The sequence below is a fragment of the Oceanobacillus sp. FSL K6-2867 genome, assembly GCF_037963145.1.
GTDB lineage: Bacteria > Bacillota > Bacilli > Bacillales > Amphibacillaceae > Oceanobacillus.
Genome location: NZ_CP150144.1, coordinates 1,129,463 through 1,148,356, shown reverse-complemented (window position 1 = coordinate 1,148,356; position 18,894 = coordinate 1,129,463). Strand labels below are relative to the sequence as shown.

17 protein-coding genes and 2 riboswitches are annotated in these 18,894 nt (G+C 37.5%); of the genes, 10 read left to right on the top strand and 7 right to left on the bottom strand.

Translation table 11 applies throughout. The annotated features are described in order from the left end of the window. Positions 1-4: 4 nt before the first annotated feature. Positions 5-1,900 carry a squalene--hopene cyclase gene (gene shc / locus NSQ77_RS05550; protein WP_339229426.1) on the bottom strand — a complete coding sequence of 632 codons (1,896 nt, stop codon included), beginning with the start codon at positions 1,898-1,900 and terminating at the stop codon, positions 5-7. 203 nt (positions 1,901-2,103) lie between these two features. Here shc and NSQ77_RS05545 point away from each other — a divergent pair, with 203 nt between their 5' ends. The 3 genes from NSQ77_RS05545 to hmpA all read left to right on the top strand — a co-directional run bounded on the left by NSQ77_RS05545 (position 2,104) and on the right by hmpA (position 5,142). Beyond that, positions 2,104-3,204: a DUF2515 family protein gene (locus NSQ77_RS05545; RefSeq protein ID WP_339229424.1), complete on the top strand. Its 1,101-nt coding sequence runs from the start codon at positions 2,104-2,106 to the stop codon at positions 3,202-3,204. Between the two features lie 314 nt (positions 3,205-3,518). After that, the gene (locus tag NSQ77_RS05540) at positions 3,519-3,734 is read left to right on the top strand and encodes a hypothetical protein (RefSeq protein WP_339229422.1); all 216 of its coding nucleotides are present in this window, start codon (positions 3,519-3,521) and stop codon (positions 3,732-3,734) included. Between the two features lie 187 nt (positions 3,735-3,921). After that, on the top strand, positions 3,922-5,142 hold the full coding sequence (gene hmpA, locus NSQ77_RS05535; RefSeq protein WP_339229420.1) for an NO-inducible flavohemoprotein: 1,221 nt from the start codon (positions 3,922-3,924) through the stop codon (positions 5,140-5,142). Between the two features lie 282 nt (positions 5,143-5,424). On the opposite strand, the gene NSQ77_RS05530 is transcribed toward hmpA, so the two are convergent. Continuing rightward, complete coding sequence (locus NSQ77_RS05530; RefSeq protein WP_339229418.1) at positions 5,425-6,669, bottom strand: TraB/GumN family protein; 1,245 nt, start codon at positions 6,667-6,669, stop codon at positions 5,425-5,427. A gap of 247 nt (positions 6,670-6,916) precedes the next feature. Beyond that, positions 6,917-7,017, top strand: a riboswitch (purine riboswitch). Positions 7,018-7,212: 195 nt separating this feature from the next. Between NSQ77_RS05530 and NSQ77_RS05525 the strand changes: the two genes are divergently transcribed. Further along, entirely contained in the window at positions 7,213-8,517 is a 1,305-nt protein-coding gene (locus NSQ77_RS05525; protein ID WP_339229417.1) for an NCS2 family permease, read from the top strand. A 224-nt stretch (positions 8,518-8,741) separates the two neighbouring features. On the opposite strand, the gene NSQ77_RS05520 is transcribed toward NSQ77_RS05525, so the two are convergent. Then, positions 8,742-9,914 (bottom strand): MFS transporter, encoded by a 1,173-nt coding sequence (locus tag NSQ77_RS05520; RefSeq protein ID WP_339229415.1) that lies wholly within the window; start codon positions 9,912-9,914, stop codon positions 8,742-8,744. Positions 9,915-10,085: 171 nt separating this feature from the next. Here NSQ77_RS05520 and NSQ77_RS05515 point away from each other — a divergent pair, with 171 nt between their 5' ends. Next, positions 10,086-10,799, top strand: coding sequence for a gamma-glutamyl-gamma-aminobutyrate hydrolase family protein (locus tag NSQ77_RS05515; RefSeq protein WP_339229414.1), 714 nt, complete (start codon positions 10,086-10,088; stop codon positions 10,797-10,799). Positions 10,800-11,192: 393 nt separating this feature from the next. On the opposite strand, the gene msrA is transcribed toward NSQ77_RS05515, so the two are convergent. Beyond that, positions 11,193-11,714, bottom strand: a complete 522-nt coding sequence (gene msrA / locus NSQ77_RS05510) for a peptide-methionine (S)-S-oxide reductase MsrA (RefSeq protein WP_339229412.1) — start codon at positions 11,712-11,714, stop codon at positions 11,193-11,195. 75 nt (positions 11,715-11,789) lie between these two features. Here msrA and NSQ77_RS05505 point away from each other — a divergent pair, with 75 nt between their 5' ends. From NSQ77_RS05505 to NSQ77_RS05495, 3 genes are all read left to right on the top strand, one after another. After that, positions 11,790-12,329 (top strand): MOSC domain-containing protein, encoded by a 540-nt coding sequence (locus tag NSQ77_RS05505; RefSeq protein WP_339229410.1) that lies wholly within the window; start codon positions 11,790-11,792, stop codon positions 12,327-12,329. A gap of 264 nt (positions 12,330-12,593) precedes the next feature. Continuing rightward, entirely contained in the window at positions 12,594-13,853 is a 1,260-nt protein-coding gene (locus tag NSQ77_RS05500) for an Nramp family divalent metal transporter (protein ID WP_339229408.1), read from the top strand. Between the two features lie 188 nt (positions 13,854-14,041). Next, positions 14,042-14,650, top strand: coding sequence for a DUF2179 domain-containing protein (locus tag NSQ77_RS05495; RefSeq protein WP_339229406.1), 609 nt, complete (start codon positions 14,042-14,044; stop codon positions 14,648-14,650). A gap of 162 nt (positions 14,651-14,812) precedes the next feature. On the opposite strand, the gene NSQ77_RS05490 is transcribed toward NSQ77_RS05495, so the two are convergent. The 3 genes from NSQ77_RS05490 to NSQ77_RS05480 are packed head-to-tail and all read right to left on the bottom strand — an operon-like array spanning position 14,813 to position 16,668. Then, positions 14,813-15,502 carry an ABC transporter ATP-binding protein gene (locus tag NSQ77_RS05490; RefSeq protein WP_339229404.1) on the bottom strand — a complete coding sequence of 230 codons (690 nt, stop codon included), beginning with the start codon at positions 15,500-15,502 and terminating at the stop codon, positions 14,813-14,815. Next, the gene (locus tag NSQ77_RS05485) at positions 15,499-15,879 is read right to left on the bottom strand and encodes a GntR family transcriptional regulator (protein WP_339229403.1); all 381 of its coding nucleotides are present in this window, start codon (positions 15,877-15,879) and stop codon (positions 15,499-15,501) included. Before NSQ77_RS05485 ends, NSQ77_RS05490 begins: the two co-directional genes overlap by 4 nt. 3 nt (positions 15,880-15,882) lie before the next feature. Further along, positions 15,883-16,668: a hypothetical protein gene (locus NSQ77_RS05480; RefSeq protein WP_339229401.1), complete on the bottom strand. Its 786-nt coding sequence runs from the start codon at positions 16,666-16,668 to the stop codon at positions 15,883-15,885. Positions 16,669-16,895: 227 nt separating this feature from the next. Next, positions 16,896-16,996, top strand: a riboswitch (purine riboswitch). Between the two features lie 238 nt (positions 16,997-17,234). Between NSQ77_RS05480 and purE the strand changes: the two genes are divergently transcribed. Further along, positions 17,235-17,726, top strand: a complete 492-nt coding sequence (gene purE / locus NSQ77_RS05475) for a 5-(carboxyamino)imidazole ribonucleotide mutase (RefSeq protein ID WP_339229399.1) — start codon at positions 17,235-17,237, stop codon at positions 17,724-17,726. Continuing rightward, positions 17,713-18,846, top strand: coding sequence for a 5-(carboxyamino)imidazole ribonucleotide synthase (gene purK, locus NSQ77_RS05470; RefSeq protein ID WP_339229397.1), 1,134 nt, complete (start codon positions 17,713-17,715; stop codon positions 18,844-18,846). The genes purE and purK overlap by 14 nt, the downstream gene beginning before the upstream one ends. Positions 18,847-18,894: the final 48 nt, after the last annotated feature.

Below are 18,894 nucleotides of genomic sequence, written 5' to 3'. Positions count from 1 at the left end.
TCCTTTAGGATTCCAAAAACTTTCGTTTGTAATGGCTCAGGGTTAACAGAGGAAAAATGTACCGGTAACTATGGTAATGAATGTAAAATGCTCCTGCCATTCCCTGTCCTTTTGGATAGGAAGAGGTCCAATCCTCTTTATCGCAATTTCTTAATAAAAATATTATTCCCCTCTCTATCTCAGGAGTTTTTTTATCTGATGCTGCAATTAATGCATCTAATGCCCAAGCTGTATGTGTTAACGTACTCATTCCTAATGACGTATAGGTTTGATTGATATCACTTTTACATGATTCCCCCCATCCTCCGTCTGAATTTTGTATATCCTTTAGCCATTTTATAGCTTGTCGAATCGAAGAATGCCCTTTATCTACACCTACAGAAATCATACCAGTAATGGCAGCCCAAGTTCCGTAAATATAACAAATACCCCACCTTCCATACCAGGAACCATTTTTTTCTTGATGCCGTCTTAGCCAAGTTACCGCACTTTTCATTGCTGAATGATTTTTTGACAGATTGGTAAAATTTCCATAGAACTCCAAGGTTCTGCCTGTTAAATCTGCAGTAGAGGGATCCGTTAATAGATATTTAGCCCCTTCAACTGGAATGAAATTTAGTATTTTTTTATCCACATTTTCTTCAAAAGCAGCCCATCCTCCATCATCATTCTGCATGGAAAATAACCAGTTTATCCCTCTGTCCCAGGCTTGATGATTTTCAGGTTTATGTCTTGTCAAATGGGCAATGGATCTTAAGGAAGCTGTGGTATCATCCACATCTGGATTTATGGTATTAATATGAGAAAATCCGAAGCCACCTGGTAAACTGTGAGGATTATGAATCATCCAATCACCATAACGATAGTGCTGGCGCCTAAGTAGATAGTTATTGGCACTCTGAATCACTGGTTCTTCCCATGAGACACCAGCTTGTTGCAGTGCATCACTGATTAGGGATGTGTTCCAGACATTTGCCGTTGTATATTGAATATGGGTATGACCGTCAATTTGACAAGCCATTGATTTTAATCCTTCCACCGCTTTCGTTATAATTGGATCATTTTTTGGGTAACCAATTGATAACAAAGAAAAGATCATAAGGAAAGTTGAACTAAAGTAACTGTACAATGTCCCATCGGCTTCGATTCGATTTAGCATGTATTGTTTCAGTTGCTGGATGGCCATGGATTTTATATACGCTGGGAAACCTATAATATTTTTAATTCCCTGTTGAATATATGAACAAAGCGAACGCCACTCTTCTGATCGATCATTTAGAAAAAAATCATCTGTTTCCGCTTTTTCCCTTGAATAAAATAAATCAGAGAGATCCGGACTGTTTTTTGTTTTGGTGGAGAATTTATTGTCAGCAAGGATTAGAATGGGAGCAAGGTTTGCTCTTCCGTAAACAGAGAGGTCGAAAAAGTTAATGGGGAATGATAATGGTAAAAGTACAAATTCAGGCGGAACTGGAAAAAAGCTGGGCCATTTATATTGACCAGTTAAGGAGAGCATTATTTTCGTAAGCATATGACTTTTCTCTATACCGCCTAAGGCTAAAATCTGGTGTTTGGCAGCTAGCATTTTTTTATCTTTCTTGTTTTGGTAACCTGAATATAAAAGTGCATAATACGCTTCAATGGTTGCTGTTAAGTTTCCATCTTTCTCATCATAAAAGAGTTTCCAAACACCATTTTCCTCTTGCTTACTAAGAATTCTCTCCACTAAAGACTGAATCAGATTTTCATCATTTAATTCCAAAGTGCGGAGTAGAATAATCATATATGCATCCGTAGAAATTCCTGTTTCAAAGGGGTAATGCCAGGAACCATCAGGAGATTGATCCTTTTTTAATATCCCTACTAGACGATTTATTTCCTCCCCAATTTTACCTCTCATGCTATACACCTCCATAACTATAAAATGTTATTCATTCGTTCCTGCAAAAATTCATAAAAAGGCAGAATATAGTTTCATATTTTTTTAAATACTTCATCATTTATTTTCAACCACATCAATAAAATAATTACTAAATAATTTTAATAAAAGGCGAGTGATTTCCCATCTTTTCATGTCTAAAAAAGAAACGGGACGGCAAGAAAATGACTCCCACATTAAAAAGGATAAAAAAGGAATTATTAAATTGGCCAAGACAAACGATAAATGAAAAGCAGCTAAGTGACAGGGAACGCCAATTAATCGATTTCATTTATAGTGAAACGAAACGGAAAAATGTAAATAATATCACGAGAACAAATGCCTACTTGGACTTTTATAAAAGGTTTCCAGAAATTCACTGGGCTTTTCTAGGTCACATGGTTTCCCGGAACGGCGGTTGGAATATGACAGATTTGAAAGGAAGTTTATTATCCAAGTTATTATCGGAAGAGGAACAAGAACAATTTTTCTCTTTTTTAGAGCGTGGAAATTGGTTAATTTTCCAAGATATTTATCCTCAACTGCTCCTATATGAAGAAAGTATAAAAAGGAACACCAACTTATTCTATCTTTTGTCATTATTTAATATTTCCTTTTTTATGGAAGTAATTTGGAATTACTTTTATCAAGTGAAAGATGAATATCTTCTGGCCATCGCACTCATTATTAATGAACAAAACTATTTAGAAGAAAGAGTCATCCAGAATTCTTATTATCAAACTACTGTACTTAAAACATTAGAATTCAAACTCCAGGAATTATTGGAATTAAATCAAATCCTTTTTCCATATACCGATGGAATAAAAGTGGAAATTATCGGCCAAACGATACAGCAATTTGGCTCTTTACGTGAGCGTATTTTATTAGGTAAACGTTTATACGAAATCCTTTTTCATGAAGAAAATTATCCATACATTTACAAATGGGCTATTCAAAAGCCCCACACAGCCTCTAGAAAAGACTTATGGCCGCATGTATTTAACGATATCAATGAATCGACACCTGGAGTTCCTTATCAACGAAGAATAAAGAACTGTCACATAAAACCAAATTCCCCTAAATTATATAGTCCGATTTTAAAATATGCATGGGATCATGTTGAACAAACAGAAGCGGAAATTGCAGATTGGTATTCGGATTGGCAAGTGATTCATTACTTAAAAAAAGACGATCAACTAACGAATGGAGACATTTACAATGAATACTGTAAAACATTGGAAAGAATCGAAATTGCCATTCTTGCAAAAGAAGCATTCTTACCATAGAAATCAAAGTATCAAAGCCTATTTATTTATCATTATTTTTAGCTCGTTTATTGGAACTTATTTGGATCTTTTGTTAGTAGGATCTGGTCTTTATTTCTTTCCAAAGCGTCCTCTTCCTGAAATATTTACGATTAATATCTTATTTACTCTTTGTGCACTTCCAGTTTCTTCTTGTGTGATTATTTTTATATTAAAAGGGTTTAAAAAATTAATCCCCCGGTGTGTATTTCTATTTATTTGCAGCCTTTTTATATACATCATGGAACAAATAATGGAACAACTTGGCTTTTTTGTTCATTCGAATGTCTGGAAGCATGAGTTTTCCCTTTTCGGATACTTTATTTTCTTTATTGTTATCTGGAAGTTTTACAACTGGCTCGATTCATATTAATGAATTCATCATCACAGTTCTTGGAAACTTTAAAAATAGAAAAAACATTCCAGATGCTTTTCCAGAATTAATCTCAGGTGAGGATATCGGCAAGCAGCTGTTGATGGGGAATAAAACAAAAATTAAAAACATCTTCTAAATGATTGGATACTTACAATTAGAAGATGTTTTATTTTTCTGAACAAACTTTTTAGCACCATTTTAGTGGTATACATATAGAATTGCAGTGTTGTGAAATAAACTTCATGCCCTCTTAGAACATTAAGATAAGTGAATAAGTACATACTAACAATGGCAGCAACATTAAGTATGGAAGGAGTAATTTAATGCTTGACGAAAATACGATTAAAATTGTTAAATCAACTGCTCCGGTATTGCAGGAGCATAGTCAGGAAATTGGTGAAAGGTTTTATGAATTGTTATTCACACGTGTTCCTGACTTGTACAACATGTTTAATCAGACAAATCAAAAACGCGGTATTCAGCAGGGAGCATTGGCTTACGGCGTCTATTTAGCTGGTGCAAATATTGATAATCTAGAAGCGATCGAAACAATGGTGCGGAGAGTGACTGAAAAACATCGAGCATTAGGTGTGCAGGCTGAACAATATCCTATTGTAGGTGAAACCTTACTCGTGGCGGTGAAAGATGTGCTCGGTGATGCAGCAACAGATGAGGTCATTGAGGCATGGGAGAAAGCTTACCAATCCATTGCAGATATTTTTATTGCTATTGAGGACAAACTTTACCAGCAGACGGAGCAAAAATCAGGTGGATGGATTGGAAATCGTTCCTTTTATGTAGATCAAAAAGTAAAAGAAAGTGAAGTGATTACCTCTTTCTACTTAAAACCTGAAGATGGAAAAAGTATACCCGCCTATAAGCCTGGTCAATACCTTACAATACAGGCGGAAATTAAGGGCGAAAAATACTTGCACATGAGACATTACAGCTTGTCAGATGCTCCTAATAAGGAGTATTACAGGATCAGCGTGAAACGTGAAGATTCTCAAAATGGTGCACCGGCCGGTATTGTTTCGAATTATCTCCATAATGAAGTCGCAGCAGGAGACACATTGCCAATTAGGGCACCCGCTGGTGATTTTACGTATACAACAGAAGAACAGCCGATTGTTTTGCTTAGTGGAGGAGTAGGGATAACGCCAATGATGAGTATGCTCAATACTTTGGTTGAAACTCACCCTGACCGTGAAGTCACATTTATCCATGCAACTCCGAATAGTAAAGTTCATGCGATGAGAGAACATGTGGAAAAGTTAGCGAAGGCATACAAGAATATAACTACTTTTGTATGCTATTCTGAGCCTACTGAACAGGATCGATTCGAAAATCGTTATGATAAAGAGGGATACATTGACTTGGACTGGCTAAAAACCGTTCTATCTGATAATCAGAAAGACTTTTATTTTTGCGGTCCGCTTCCGTTCTTAAAATCCATAAACGATGCACTTAAGGGATGGGGCGTACCAAAAGAACAACGTACCTATGAATTATTCAGTCCCATCAGCACAATTGAGGAAGCATAAGTTTGAAAAACTTTATTTAATAGCCACAAACAGCGTAAATGTAACGTTTCAACACGAATATTAATAGTCGGCTGAAAACACCTTTCAGCAACACCTTTATAACAAACCGCACGATTAATAAGATTTCATAACAAATACAGATAAGAAAAACGAAAAGTAAAGTAATTGCACTTACCGGAATTTAATCTGAGAAAAAAGCTGTCTCAATTTCAAGAGACAGCTTTTTTTGCACCTCTATTGAGTAGCGTAAACTACATCATCATCATTACGAGAACCATACAATCAATAAACATGCTCCACCTCATACCCCTCTTCTTCCAAAATAGAGACAACATGAGGCTCCATAATCAAATGCAAGCTTCCGACAATAACAAAGTATGTATCGCCATTATCTTCCTCAAGAAATTCCCCAATTGTATCGGCCATCCCGTAGTTTCGTTCATCATTCAATGCTTCCATAAATGCTTGGTCTTCAGCTGATGGTTCTGCCTCTTCTTCGGTTAAAGCAGCTAATAGTTCATCGACATCTCCTTCTTTATAAAGGCTAAATAGCTCTTGCATATCCTCTTCATAATCATCAATGTCAACTAATGATTCTTCTAACATTTGAATTTGATAGTCATCCGATGTATCTGCGAAGATGCCTAGCTGTTCTTCAACGGTTTCGAGGGCAATAATTTCTTTGTCATCTTGGGCGGCTCTGTCTAAAAAGTATTGGTCTACTCCGTGCATGAAGCCAAGCTGTTCTGTCATGAGCTGTTGAATGGTGGAGGATAGGAACCATGGTTTAAAGCTTTCAACCATCTGTAACGGCAGTCCTAGTTCATCTAGTGTTGCAGATAATTCAGAATACACATCTTCTGGAATATGATCTTCTATTGTAGTCCTGTCCTGAAAGACGCCAAGATCCATTGTTAATTGCTGTACCTCCATTACATTTAAATCGGTTATATCAATTTCGGGCACAACGACATCTGATTCTCGATATGCATTTTCAATTTTTTCGTTTAATGGATAAAAGTCTTCCGTTCCAGCATGAATGGTTCCTTGCAGGTAAACGGTTGTATCACCATTTTCTACTTTCCACAAAAAGCCACCCGGACCGTCCGGACTTCCAACGACCTCTGTTTCCTCTGTGAAATGAACGACAACGTCTTGTTCGGTTAATTCATCTAATAGTGCTTGTTGCTCTTCATCAACTGGATTACTCCTTACATTAACTTCTTCGAGATTTTCTAAATCCTTTAAAAGAGAGAAATCATTAATTTCATTATCTTCTAATGATAAAATTTTCAAATCATCCAAAAACTCTATTCCGGTAAGATCCTGAATACCTAAACCAGAAAGATCGAGTTCCACTAATTCATCGAAATCTGATTCGTACAACTCTCCGTCTGTTTTTTCAATCTCCGTACGTAACCCTTCCTCTAGTTGCTCATCGGAAAAAGAAACAGTTTCTTCTGATTGGCAGGCAGTGATAACAAGTGCAAGCATCACAATCAGTAAATTGGTAAATAGACGTTTCATGAGAACAGCTCCTCTTGTATTATGTATTTCTCTTATTGGGATAAAATAAAAGATGCTGAAGTTTATTTCCAAAATTATCCCTATCTCCATTATAAATGATAATTGGTATGATTAGGTAAATTAGATGAGAAAGATTTTGTGGTATTAATAATTGTATTATTTTCATTGAAATTAACGAACATTAATATATTTTTACATTGCAATGTTCGTGATTTGTTGACAAATTAAAAATAAGTTAGTAATCTATTGATGTGATTTAAAAGAAAAGCGTATAATTTCGGGGATAGGGCCCAGAGTTTCTACCAGACCACCGTAAACGGTCTGACTACGCAAAGATGAAAGTAATCAAGGTATTGTTTTAATCTCTTGTATTACTCCTCATTGCATAGTAAACAGGTAGTGCTCTTGGTTAGGATATCAAGAGCTTTTTTTGCAGATTGAAACTATAAAACTATTCTGTCTGCATAAGTGCTGCGCAGGAACGCTGAAAAGCATAGCCAATACCAAGTTTTCTAATTTATGAAAAGTTGAGGAGGAAAGTAAATGAAGAAGTATTTTCAGTTTGATGAACTGCGGACGAATTACAGAACGGAGTTTATGGCTGGTTTAACAACGTTTTTAGCGATGGCTTATATTCTTTTTGTTAACCCATCAATACTTTCAGAAGCGGGAATGGATGAGCAGGCTGTCTTTGCAGCAACTGCCATAGCTGCTGCTGTTGGATCATTATTTATGGGAGTGATTGCGAAATATCCAATTGCATTGGCACCGGGAATGGGATTGAACGCCTTTTTTGCATACACCGTTGTATTAGGCTATGGGATTCCTTGGCAAACGGCATTAGCAGGAGTTTTAGCATCAGGAATTATCTTTATTATTTTTACATTAACAGGCTTACGTGAAATTATTATTAATGCTATTCCATCCAATATGAAACTGGCTGTTGGAGCAGGAATTGGGTTGTTCATTGCTTTAGTTGGGCTTATTAACTCAGGAATTATTGTTAGTGATGAAGCCACTTTAGTTTCACTTGGTGACTTAACCTCACCAACTGTTTTACTGGCTATCTTTGGAGTTGTCGTATCCGTTATACTTCTAACGCTCGGTCTAAAGGCTGGAATTTTTTACGGAATGATTCTGACAGCTATTGTGGGAATGATCTTCGGATTAATCGCTGTACCTTCTGGAATTGGCAGTATCGTGAGTTCTGTTCCAAGTCTGGAGCCAACATTTGGCCAGGCATTTATGCATTTTGGTGAAATTTTTACATTAGAAATGCTCGTTGTTATTCTAACGTTTTTATTTGTTGATTTCTTTGATACTGCTGGGACACTGTTAGCAGTTGCAAGACAAGCTGGTTTAGTGAAGGATAATAAACTGCCTCGTGCAGGAAGAGCATTGTTTGCAGATTCGACTGCAACTGTAGTTGGAGCAGTTGTTGGTACATCTACAACAACTTCTTATGTCGAATCAACGTCTGGTGTTGCTGTAGGGGGACGCTCAGGATTTACCTCTGTTGTTACAGCTGGATTTTTCTTATTGGCCTTGTTCTTCTCACCATTATTAAGTGTTGTAACAGCAGAAGTGACTGCACCAGCATTAATTATCGTCGGTGTCATGATGGCAAGTGCGCTGAAACATATCGAATGGGATCAATTTGAGATCGCAGTACCTGCTTTTTTAACGGTACTCATGATGCCACTAACCTATAGTATTGCAACAGGAATTGCGATTGGTTTTATATTCTATCCAATAACAATGATTGTAAAAGGGCGGGCAAAAGAAATACATCCCATTATGTACGGATTATTCATTGTCTTTATTCTTTATTTTATTTTCTTAAGTTAGCTATAAAAAAACCAAGAGAATGTTTGTTTTCTCTTGGTTTTTTTATGTCTTTGTCCAAATGCTGAACTTCACAATGAAGTGGCTGATGTTTTAAAGAAAAAAGCTGATGTTCACAAATAGTTTAACGATAACTTACGGATATCCAAGGCTTAACCAATAGTAATCCTTTGGATCATTATGAAGACATAAAAAGGAGCTGCTACATAATAGAAGCTCCTAATACATTATTCCATTTCGCGAACAGTATTCTCTTTTCCAAATGGCAGCAAGTGGTAAAGTATAAGCGAGACCGTTCCGATTGCTGCGAGAGATCCCATAAATAAATACATCGTGCTTCCACCAAATACCTCGATAATCGGACCACCTGCCAGGGAGCCGATAATCCCGGAAAGACCAAAGTACACCGAGAAGAAAATGAGATGCCCGGTCGATTGTAAAAAACTTGGTATTAATCGTGTCACATATTCAAATGCTGCCGTGTAAAATACACCAAAGGTTAAACCGTGCATGAATTGAAGGGCGATGACATGCATCGGATCATCAACATATGCGTATAAGAACCAGCGGATTGTATATAGGATTGCAGCAAAAATAATAAAGATCAATGTACGATACTTTCTGAACCAAAAGCCTGCAAGTGCAAAAACTGCAGCTTCTGAAATAACCCCCATAAACCATGCAAGCCCAACTAAAGATTCACTTCCACCGAGCTCTGCAATGTAAAGTGCTATATAATAATCATTCATGCGGTGGGTTATGGTAATAAAGACAATAACAGCCAGAAAAAGAAGAAAAGGTTTATTTGCAACAATTCTGCGAACATCTTTTAATTTTACAGGCTCTGATTCTACTTTCACATCCTGCATTGGGATGAGGACTAATAAAATAACGAATCCAAAAAATAAATAGGGCCAAATCATATATTGAACGCCGAATTGATCAAGAATTTTGCCAACAATTAATGCTGATATTGCAAAGCCTACAGAACCCCACATACGAATAGACCCAAACGATACATTTAATTCATCTGCTCGTCTTTGGGCGAGGCTATCGCTCAATGCTCCTATTGGTGTTGCGAAGAAATAAAAGGCAGCACCAGTAATTAAGATGGTCGATAGAGTATCCATCTGAAAAAAGATGGAACTTCCAATCAGAAGACCGATAACACAAATGAACAGTATTTTTCGTACTGTTTTGAATTTATCGCTCAAATAACCCCAAATTGGCTGTGCAAGAAGAGAAGCACATGATTCAACTGCAAGCACCCAGCCAATTTCAGTTCCGTTTAATCCACGATAATACAAATAGAGTGGTAAAAAACTAATAAGAATGGTATTGGAGGCATGAAAGCTTACAAACAATGTTTTTAAAGGTATAAGTGATTTTTGTACGGACAAACGTATTTAGACCTCCTTTTATATGAAGTTTATGCTTAAATCGCAGGAAAAATAGATATGTTAGACTACTATACCATGATTTTTTAGTGTTAAATAGAATTGTTAAGAAAAAAATAAATAACAGATTAATCAGAATGCTATGGTTGCACAAAACAGTTAGGAGGAGTTGTTATGAAACCAATTATTGGAGTAACAGCCTCGATGGAAACAGATCGAGCGTACTACAGCACAGCCAATCGAAATGTGAAAGCGATTATACGAACGGGTGGAATCCCTGTCATTCTACCATATATAATAGAAGAAGGGGACGTTGCAGAAATTGTTAATCGGTTGGATGGTCTTTATGCCACAGGAGGTGGGGATATTGATCCTATTTTATTTGGAGAAGAACCACATCCTAAGCTTGGTTTGATTATACCAGAACGGGACCGATCAGAATTTAACCTGATTCAAAAAATGTTGGATAAGAAAAAGCCAATTCTTGGTGTTTGCAGGGGGAGTCAGATTTTAAACATTGCTGCAGGTGGAGATATGTATCAGGATATTTATTCACAAATCGATAAACAATTGCTTCAGCATTCACAAGAAGCCCCTTTTGATTATGGTTCTCATTTCGTTGATGTCGAGAAAGACTCGTTATTACACAAGCTTACAGGTGAAGACAAACTACGTGTGAATAGCTATCATCATCAGGCTAATCGTATGGTTACGGAAGAGTTCCAGGTTAGTGGGACTGCAAGTGATGGCGTAATCGAGGCAATTGAGAGTAAAATCCATCCTTTTGCCCTTGGTTTACAATGGCATCCGGAGGGCATGGCAGAAGTAAATGATGAAGCATCACTTAAAATTTACGCTGGTTTTATTACGGCATGTATTTCTAAATAGAAGGAGAGCTGTCTTTTCAGGCAGCTCTTTTACTTGATGGTATAGGAAACTATAAAATTTGAATGCTGTGGATAACTTAGATACCGGAGGAGCCACGTCAAGCTCCAGCGCCCAACGACTAGCGAGACTTCCCTCACCTCATGACAATCTAAAGAAGACTTGCCGACTGTCAAGACATGAGGCCTAGTCGCACTTATACCCTTGCGGTGAAATCGGGCATCGACTCTGGGGAAAAAGGATGGCCAATTAAAATCAAGCTGAGCCTAACATCGGCATACCCTGAGGAGGCATGTTTCCTTTATCTCCTACGTAAGAATGTTCGACAAGCCGAACGACCCCACAGTGCGGGGCGCAGTCCGTACGTCGCTAACCGGGCGCTTGCGCTTTTGTTCATTATTTCCAAACAGAATTAATAAACTCATCTCTTCCAGACTTCGCGCGGTCTTCTTCATATTCCGCTTTATGTGTTTTGTAAAAATCCTGATGATAATCTTCTGCATGATAAAATGGACTTGCTGGAAGAATTGCTGTAACAATAGGCTTTGAGAATTTGCTACTAGCAGCTAATTCCTGTTTGGCATGCTCAGCTAATTCTTTCTGCTCTTCATCATGATAAAAGATTGCAGTACGGTATTGATCGCCACGATCATCAAACTGTCCACCATCATCTGTTGGATCAATTTGCTTCCAAAATAAATCAACAATTGTCTCGTAGGAAATTATCTCCGGATCATAGGTGATTTCTACTGCTTCATAATGTCCTGACGTACCTGTTTTCACTTGTTCATATGTTGGATTTTCCACATGTCCACCAATGTAACCGGAGATTACGCTATGTACACCATCCCATTGATCAAATGGCTTTACCATACACCAAAAGCACCCTCCAGCAAATGTCGCCTTTTTAATTGTCATTGATAATTCCCCCCTGTATGAATTAGAACGAAAATCTAGTAAAATATACTATATCATAAATAAGCGGGTGACATAATGGAAGAACCTTACGTACATAAAATATTTTTAAATAATAAGGAAATTCAAAAGCCCTTTTCATTACAGAAAACGGGATTTTTAAGAGATACAGAAAGTGGAGAAGTCGCGAAAAGCAAGCTGGATAAGGCGATTTTTGCTTACCCAATTAAACATTATACAGACTTGCAGGAGATCGGAACGAACGGTGAACATTTTGCTGTACTGGAAATGGATGAATTTACGGTTTTTATTGGAGATACCTTTAAAATTGGCGACGCCGTAATTCAAGTATCGCAGCCAGGTCCAATGTCAAGACAGCAACTTCAAAATGGATTACAAACAGGCTGGTATTTTCGCGTAATACAGGAGGGCTTGATACAAGGTGCAACAGATTTCGAATTGCTTGAGCGCCCATATCCAGAATGGTCTATTGCGGCATGTACTGAAGTTGTGTATTTGCATCAGGATGATTTTCGCGCAGCAGATGATTTGTATGCATGTGATGCTCTGGGGGATATTTGGAGACGTACACTGCAAAAGAGATTGCGAGGGTTTTAACAAACCCTATAAAATTATTTGAGAAGTATACAAGGAACGGTTATCTAGCGATAATATAGCCGTTCCTCTTTTTATGTCTGCTGAATACAGCACACTTCCTTACGTTTTACTATTGGAGCATTTACCTAAAAATTTTGTTTTACACCCATATAAGAAGGGTAGTAGAAAAAATATGTAGCAATACTGCTTGTTAACGGATTGTCATACATATACACGCAGTTTGGAACATAGGGATTAAAAAATAGAAAAATCAGAGGTGAGTCAATGGGTTTATCCCAGCAAGAAAACGAGGGGTCAGCAGATAGGAAGGACACAATCGTAGATAAAATAAAGAGCGTTGGGCCAGGGGCTATTATTGCAGCGTCATTTGTCGGTCCTGGAACTATAACAACTGCAACGCAGGCTGGTGCATCATTTGGTTACGCACTTGTCTGGGCTGTTGTATTTTCCATTGTTGCTACAATGGTTTTACAAGAAATGTCAGCTCGCCTTGGAATTATCGCCCAAAAAGGATTGGCGGAAGCAATAAGGGATCAGTTTGCAAATCCAATTATAAAATACAGTGTCATGTGGTTTGTGATTATATCCATTTCGGTCGGCTGTGCAGCATATATGAGCGGTGATTTAAATGGAACATCATTAGGAATATCTGCCTTAACAGGTGGGTCAGTTAATATGATTGGTCCCATTGTCGGTGTAATCATTCTGATACTTGGTTTAACAGGAAGCTATAAATTAATTGAGAAATTAATGATTGTATTTGTTGTTCTCATGAGTGTTATTTTTATTACAACCATGTTAATAGCAAAGCCGGATATTGGTGGGATTCTTACAGGTATGTTTATCCCAACTATTCCGGTCGGGTCCATTATCACGGTGATTGCGTTAATCGGGACAACGGTTGTACCATATAACTTATTTATTCACTCGACATCTGTGCAGGAGAGATGGAACCGGCCTGAGCATTTAAAAAAGTCTCGTTGGGATATATATTTATCAATTGGTGTCGGAGGGTTGATTACAATTGCGATTATAGTCACATCCGGGACATTAATGAGAGGAATGGAAATTCAAAGTGTTGTTGATTTAGCGGTACAATTAGAGCCGCTATTAGGCAGCTATGCAGAAGCATTTCTTGCTATTGGCATCTTTTCAGCAGGATTCTCCTCTGCTACTGCATCAGCACTTGGAGCAGCAGTCACGGTCAGCAGCATGCTGAAATGGAAAAATGGGATGAGGAATTGGCGTTTTAAAGCTGTCTTTGTGTCCGTTATTCTTATTGGAATCATTACGTTTATGTTTAATTTCCAACCATTGGATGTACTTCTCTTTGCACAAGCATTAAATGGTATTCTCTTACCTGGAATTGCAATCCTGCTAATGATTATTATGAACAACAAAAAAACACTTGGCGGTTTTCGCAATTCTCTAAAGGTAAATATAATCGGTTCTGTTGTTGTTATCATCTGTCTTGGTCTTGGAACATATAGTTTTGTTACTGCTATTCAATCGTTCCTGGCATAGCTTTCATGAACGGTGTCTCTGCGCTTTATTTGTGCAGGACACCAATTTGATTTGTCTTTTGCTCAGAGTGAACCATAAAAAATTTTTTCATGCAAATGTACAAATTAAGTTTAATTTGAGGTATTCTAAAAGTGCATGTTTAATTTTTGAATAACCTTTATAATAAAGATGTCAAAGGGGGAATCCCATTGCTAAGTAACGCATTAATTATGCTTGCAATTATTTTTGCTGTTAATGTTGTCTATGTATCATTAATGACTATCCGAATGATTTTGACACTTAAGGGGCGCAAATATATTGCTGCTTTTGTCAGTGTGTTTGAGATAACCGTATATATTGTTGGTTTGGGACTTGTACTGGATAATTTAAATGAAATACAAAACTTGCTTGCTTATGCACTTGGGTTTGGTACGGGATTAATTATTGGTTCCATTATTGAAGAGAAGCTGGCACTCGGTTACATAACGGTCAATGTTGTTTCTACCAATCCAGATCTGGAGTTTACAAGGCGAATCAGAGAAAAAGGATATGGGGTCACAAGCTGGTCATCGTACGGGATGGACGGAGATCGGTTATCGATATCAATTCTCACTCCGAGAAAATATGAGTTAAGGCTATATGAACTGATCCAGGAAATAGATCCAAAAGCATTTATCATATCCTATGAACCAAAACGGATTCACGGTGGATTTTGGGTTAAGCAAGTTCGAAGAGGAAAGTTAATGACCCCGAAGAAAAAGGCTGCTGCTGAAGCGGCAAAAAAGCAAGAAACGCTGATAAAAGATGATTCCAATTAAATATATCAAGAAAAATGAGTAGACATTTATAAGTCTATTCATTTTTTATAGGAATGACTACAAGAAATAGCTTGATAAGGGGGAAGGATGATGCGATAACCATATAAAAAATCCCCGTAAATAAAAGCAGATTTACGGGGATGAATGAAACAAATATGCTGCTTATTCATAAACCTCTGTCATCCAATCAACAATACCCATTTGCTTTTGTTCACGCAGTTCTTCCACATTATGGTGACCAATAATGGAACCTGCTTTAATCGCCACTACTTCATCGAGAATATTTTCTACTTCTCTAATTTCATGCGTCGTAATAAGAACAAGCTGCTTTTCAAGATCAATGAAGGAAATAAGCCCCTTCACAATAGAGTTGCGAACCATCGGGTCTAGTCCGGAAAATGGTTCATCCATTAAGATGACTGGTACATTCCGCGCTAGGGATAGTACGATTTTCAGCCGACCTCTGTTTCCCTTGGATAAATGTTTTAATTTATCATTTGGATCCAGCTTCATAAATTTCAAAATTTCATAAGCCTTTTCCTTATCGAAATCCTTAAACTGACTCGCTTGGAATTCAATTGCTTTTTTTACCGTGAAAAAACGATAATACTCATCAAGCTCCGATAAATAGGATACGGAATTTGCAATTCTGCGGGTAACTTTTTCGCCATTAACCTGAACTTCTCCATTTGTCGGGTAGTTGAGTCCAGCAATCAGTTTCAGTGTTGTTGATTTCCCGCTGCCGTTTTCACCGACTAAACCAATTAATTTTCCTGGTGTCAGCTCTAAATTAACATGATCTAATGCTTTTTTAGTGCCGTATCTTTTCGAGACATTTGATAATGTAATCATGCATCTTGCTCTCCCTTCTCATTTAAAAAATCGATTAGCCCATGCTTGATTTCCTCGTTTGTATAACCCATTTCATGCATTCCTTTAAAAAAGCTCGACATCAATTCTGTTTTCATTTCTTCACGGATGGTTTCAAGCACCTTATTATCCTCTGTAACAAAGGTTCCCTGGCCGCGCCTGGATTCTACGATATGCATCGATTCCAGCTCCCGGTAAGTGCGCTGTACAGTATTGGGATTAACATTCACTTTAATTCCTGTTTCCCTGACAGATGGAAGCTTATCACCCGGGGCCAGTTCCCCCCTTATAATTTGTTTTTTCATTCGTTCCGCAAGCTGCTGGTAAATTGGCTGGGATGAATGGAATATGTCTGCCATACCTTACACCTCAACTTTTTTCTCGATAATCCAGCAAGCAGCAATAAACATAATGACTGCTACAACAATATCCCGAACAAAATGTCCGATATAGAAGATCGATGATTCACTCATTGCTTGTGCTTCAAATGCATTCTCAACATAACCAAACTCAAATCCAACGATAATATCATTGACCTGAATACTTCCCCAGTCTGTTAATGTTTGCATAAAGGACAGGTCCATAAAAGTCCCATAGATCCAAGATAGGAATAAAAAGAGAATAAACGTTAGTATGAAGCTGACAAAGTCATTCATCAGCTGACTAAAAGTCAGAAAAATAGACCAGAAAAACAGAAAGGTCGCTGCGATAAAAAGTCCAAAAGTAAACACCAAAACAGTAATGGACCCTACCAGATTAAAGACTGTTTCCTGATTGAAAAAATCCAATGTATGAAGGAAAAATTGCGTTGAGCTGACAAAGAATATGACAAAGGTCATTATCATAAAAATGATGCCTGTAACTATTTTTGCAGAAAGCAATCCTGCAATCGGCATTGGTGTGTGCAGCCATAAGTGAAGTCTTTTTCTTTCGGCACTTAAACTATAGTACATATAAAACGGCAGAAAAAAGATATGGAGTGTTACAACAAAACCAAATGCCACTGATAGCAAACCTTCTGTGTAACCAACGTAATTACCAGTAAAATACCCACCGCTCAAAATACCTGCATATAAAAGTAAAGCAATAAGAAAAGCGGGCAGACCAAGCTGAAATTCCTTCTTTGTTAATGACAACCATGCATTCATTTTTCATCCTCCTCATAACAATGTATTAGTGTACTATCCAAATAGTACACTAATACATTGTTACTTGTCAATTACCTTTCGAGCCCAAATTTAAATACAATTCTTTCGTGAATAACTATTGATATAAAATAAAGCTTTACCCAGTAAAATCCGGACGTTAATCACTTTTAATTAAGCATCGTACGAAAATGAGTTGATTTTTTAGATTTGTTTTGTTATGCTTAATTCGACAAATAAATAGGGTTCCTCATATATTTCCTGAGAATATGGCTCAGAAGTTTCTACCCTGCACCGTAAATGCTGGACTATGAGGGAAGGTGAACCATTGTGTAAAACAATGAAATGTTTTCACTTTTATCGAAGGTTTGGAAGTCTATTCATCTTCTCTCATTTTGAGGGAGACGAATAGACTTTTTTAGTTGGCAGTAAGGAAAACCAGCGTTTAATCTAAGATCTGCAAAGAAATGCAGCAAAATAAACTGCATTTTCTAATGGAAACTTTCTTACACTAAATTCAATAATGTTTGAATGTTTGAAATAACTTTAATGATAGAAAGAGGGATTTGATGGCTCAGGTAGGCGTAATTATGGGTAGTATTTCAGATTGGGACACGATGGAACACGCTTGTAACATTCTTGAAGTACTGAATGTCCCATATGAAAAGGATGTTATTTCTGCGCATCGTACACCAGATGATATGTTTGCATATGCAAAAACAGCACGTGAACGTGGCTTAAAAGCAATTATTGCAGGGGCGGGGGGTGCTGCACATCTCCCTGGAATGGTTGCATCCCAAACGACTTTGCCAGTCATTGGTGTACCAGTTCAAAGCAAAGCATTGAATGGACTTGATTCTCTGTTATCCATCGTACAAATGCCTGGTGGTGTGCCAACAGCAACGGTTGCGATTGGCAAGGCTGGAGCAACGAACGCAGGTATCCTCGCTGCACAAATTATAGGCACGTTTGATGAAGAAATTGCTAAAAATCTAGAAAATTATCGTGAAACAATGAAAAAGAAGGTTTCGGAAATGAGGGAAGATCTTGCAAAAAAATAAAAGCTTACTTCCACCCCATACAATTGGAATTATCGGCGGTGGACAACTGGGCAGGATGATGGCAATCGCAGCTCGCTACATGGGATATAAAATTGCTGTGCTCGATCCAACACCAGATTGTCCAACCGCTCAAGTAGCTGATATTCAGATTACTGCTGCTTACGATGATATGAATGCAATTAAAGAATTAACAGAAATTAGTGATGTGATCACATATGAGTTTGAAAATGTCGATTTGACTGCAGCTGCCTATATTGAAAAACAAGGCAAGCTGCCACAAGGAGCATATGCACTTGAAGTGACACAAAACCGTGAAAAGGAAAAAAGCTTAATGCAGGAAATGAAGCTGCCTATTCCAGAATTCGCAATCGTAACAAATGCAGCGGAATGCAGGGAAGCATTGCATGCATGTACATTTCCAGCAGTTATTAAAACATGCCGTGGCGGCTATGACGGCAAAGGACAAATTAAATTAAATTCAGTTGAAGATACAGAAGAAGCAGCACAATTTGCAGAGAAACACGGCTATTGCATTATCGAGCAATGGATAACGTTCGATAAAGAAATTTCTGTTGTTTTTACAAGGTCACAAACAGGGAAAATAACCTTCTTTCCAATAGCTGAGAACGAGCATCGTAATCATATTTTGTATCAAACAACCGTCCCGGCAACTATTAGTCCGGCTATTCAGGATAAAGCATATGAAGCTGCTGAAATCCTTGCCAACCAAATGAACATTGTTGGAACATTTGCCATTGAAATGTTTGTGCAAGGTGAACGTATTTTCTTAAATGAAATGGCACCAAGACCGCATAATTCTGGACATTATACGATTGAAGCTTGTAATATTTCGCAATTTTCTCAGCATGTTCGTGCTATTTGCGGGCTTCCATTAATTGATATTGAATTGCTGAACGAAGCAGTAATGATTAATATTTTAGGTGAGAATTTGGACGGTGTATTGAAGGCATTGCCACTGGCAGAAGATGGTTTTGTCCATTTATATGGAAAAGCCGAGCCGAAAGAAAAACGAAAAATGGGACATATAACATTTATTGCAGAAAAAAGCGAAGCTGTCCAAAAGCAAATTGAAGCATTTAGCGCATTCATGAATGGATGAATTAAAATAGCCAAAAAATCTACAACCATAGAAAATGAAATAGACGGA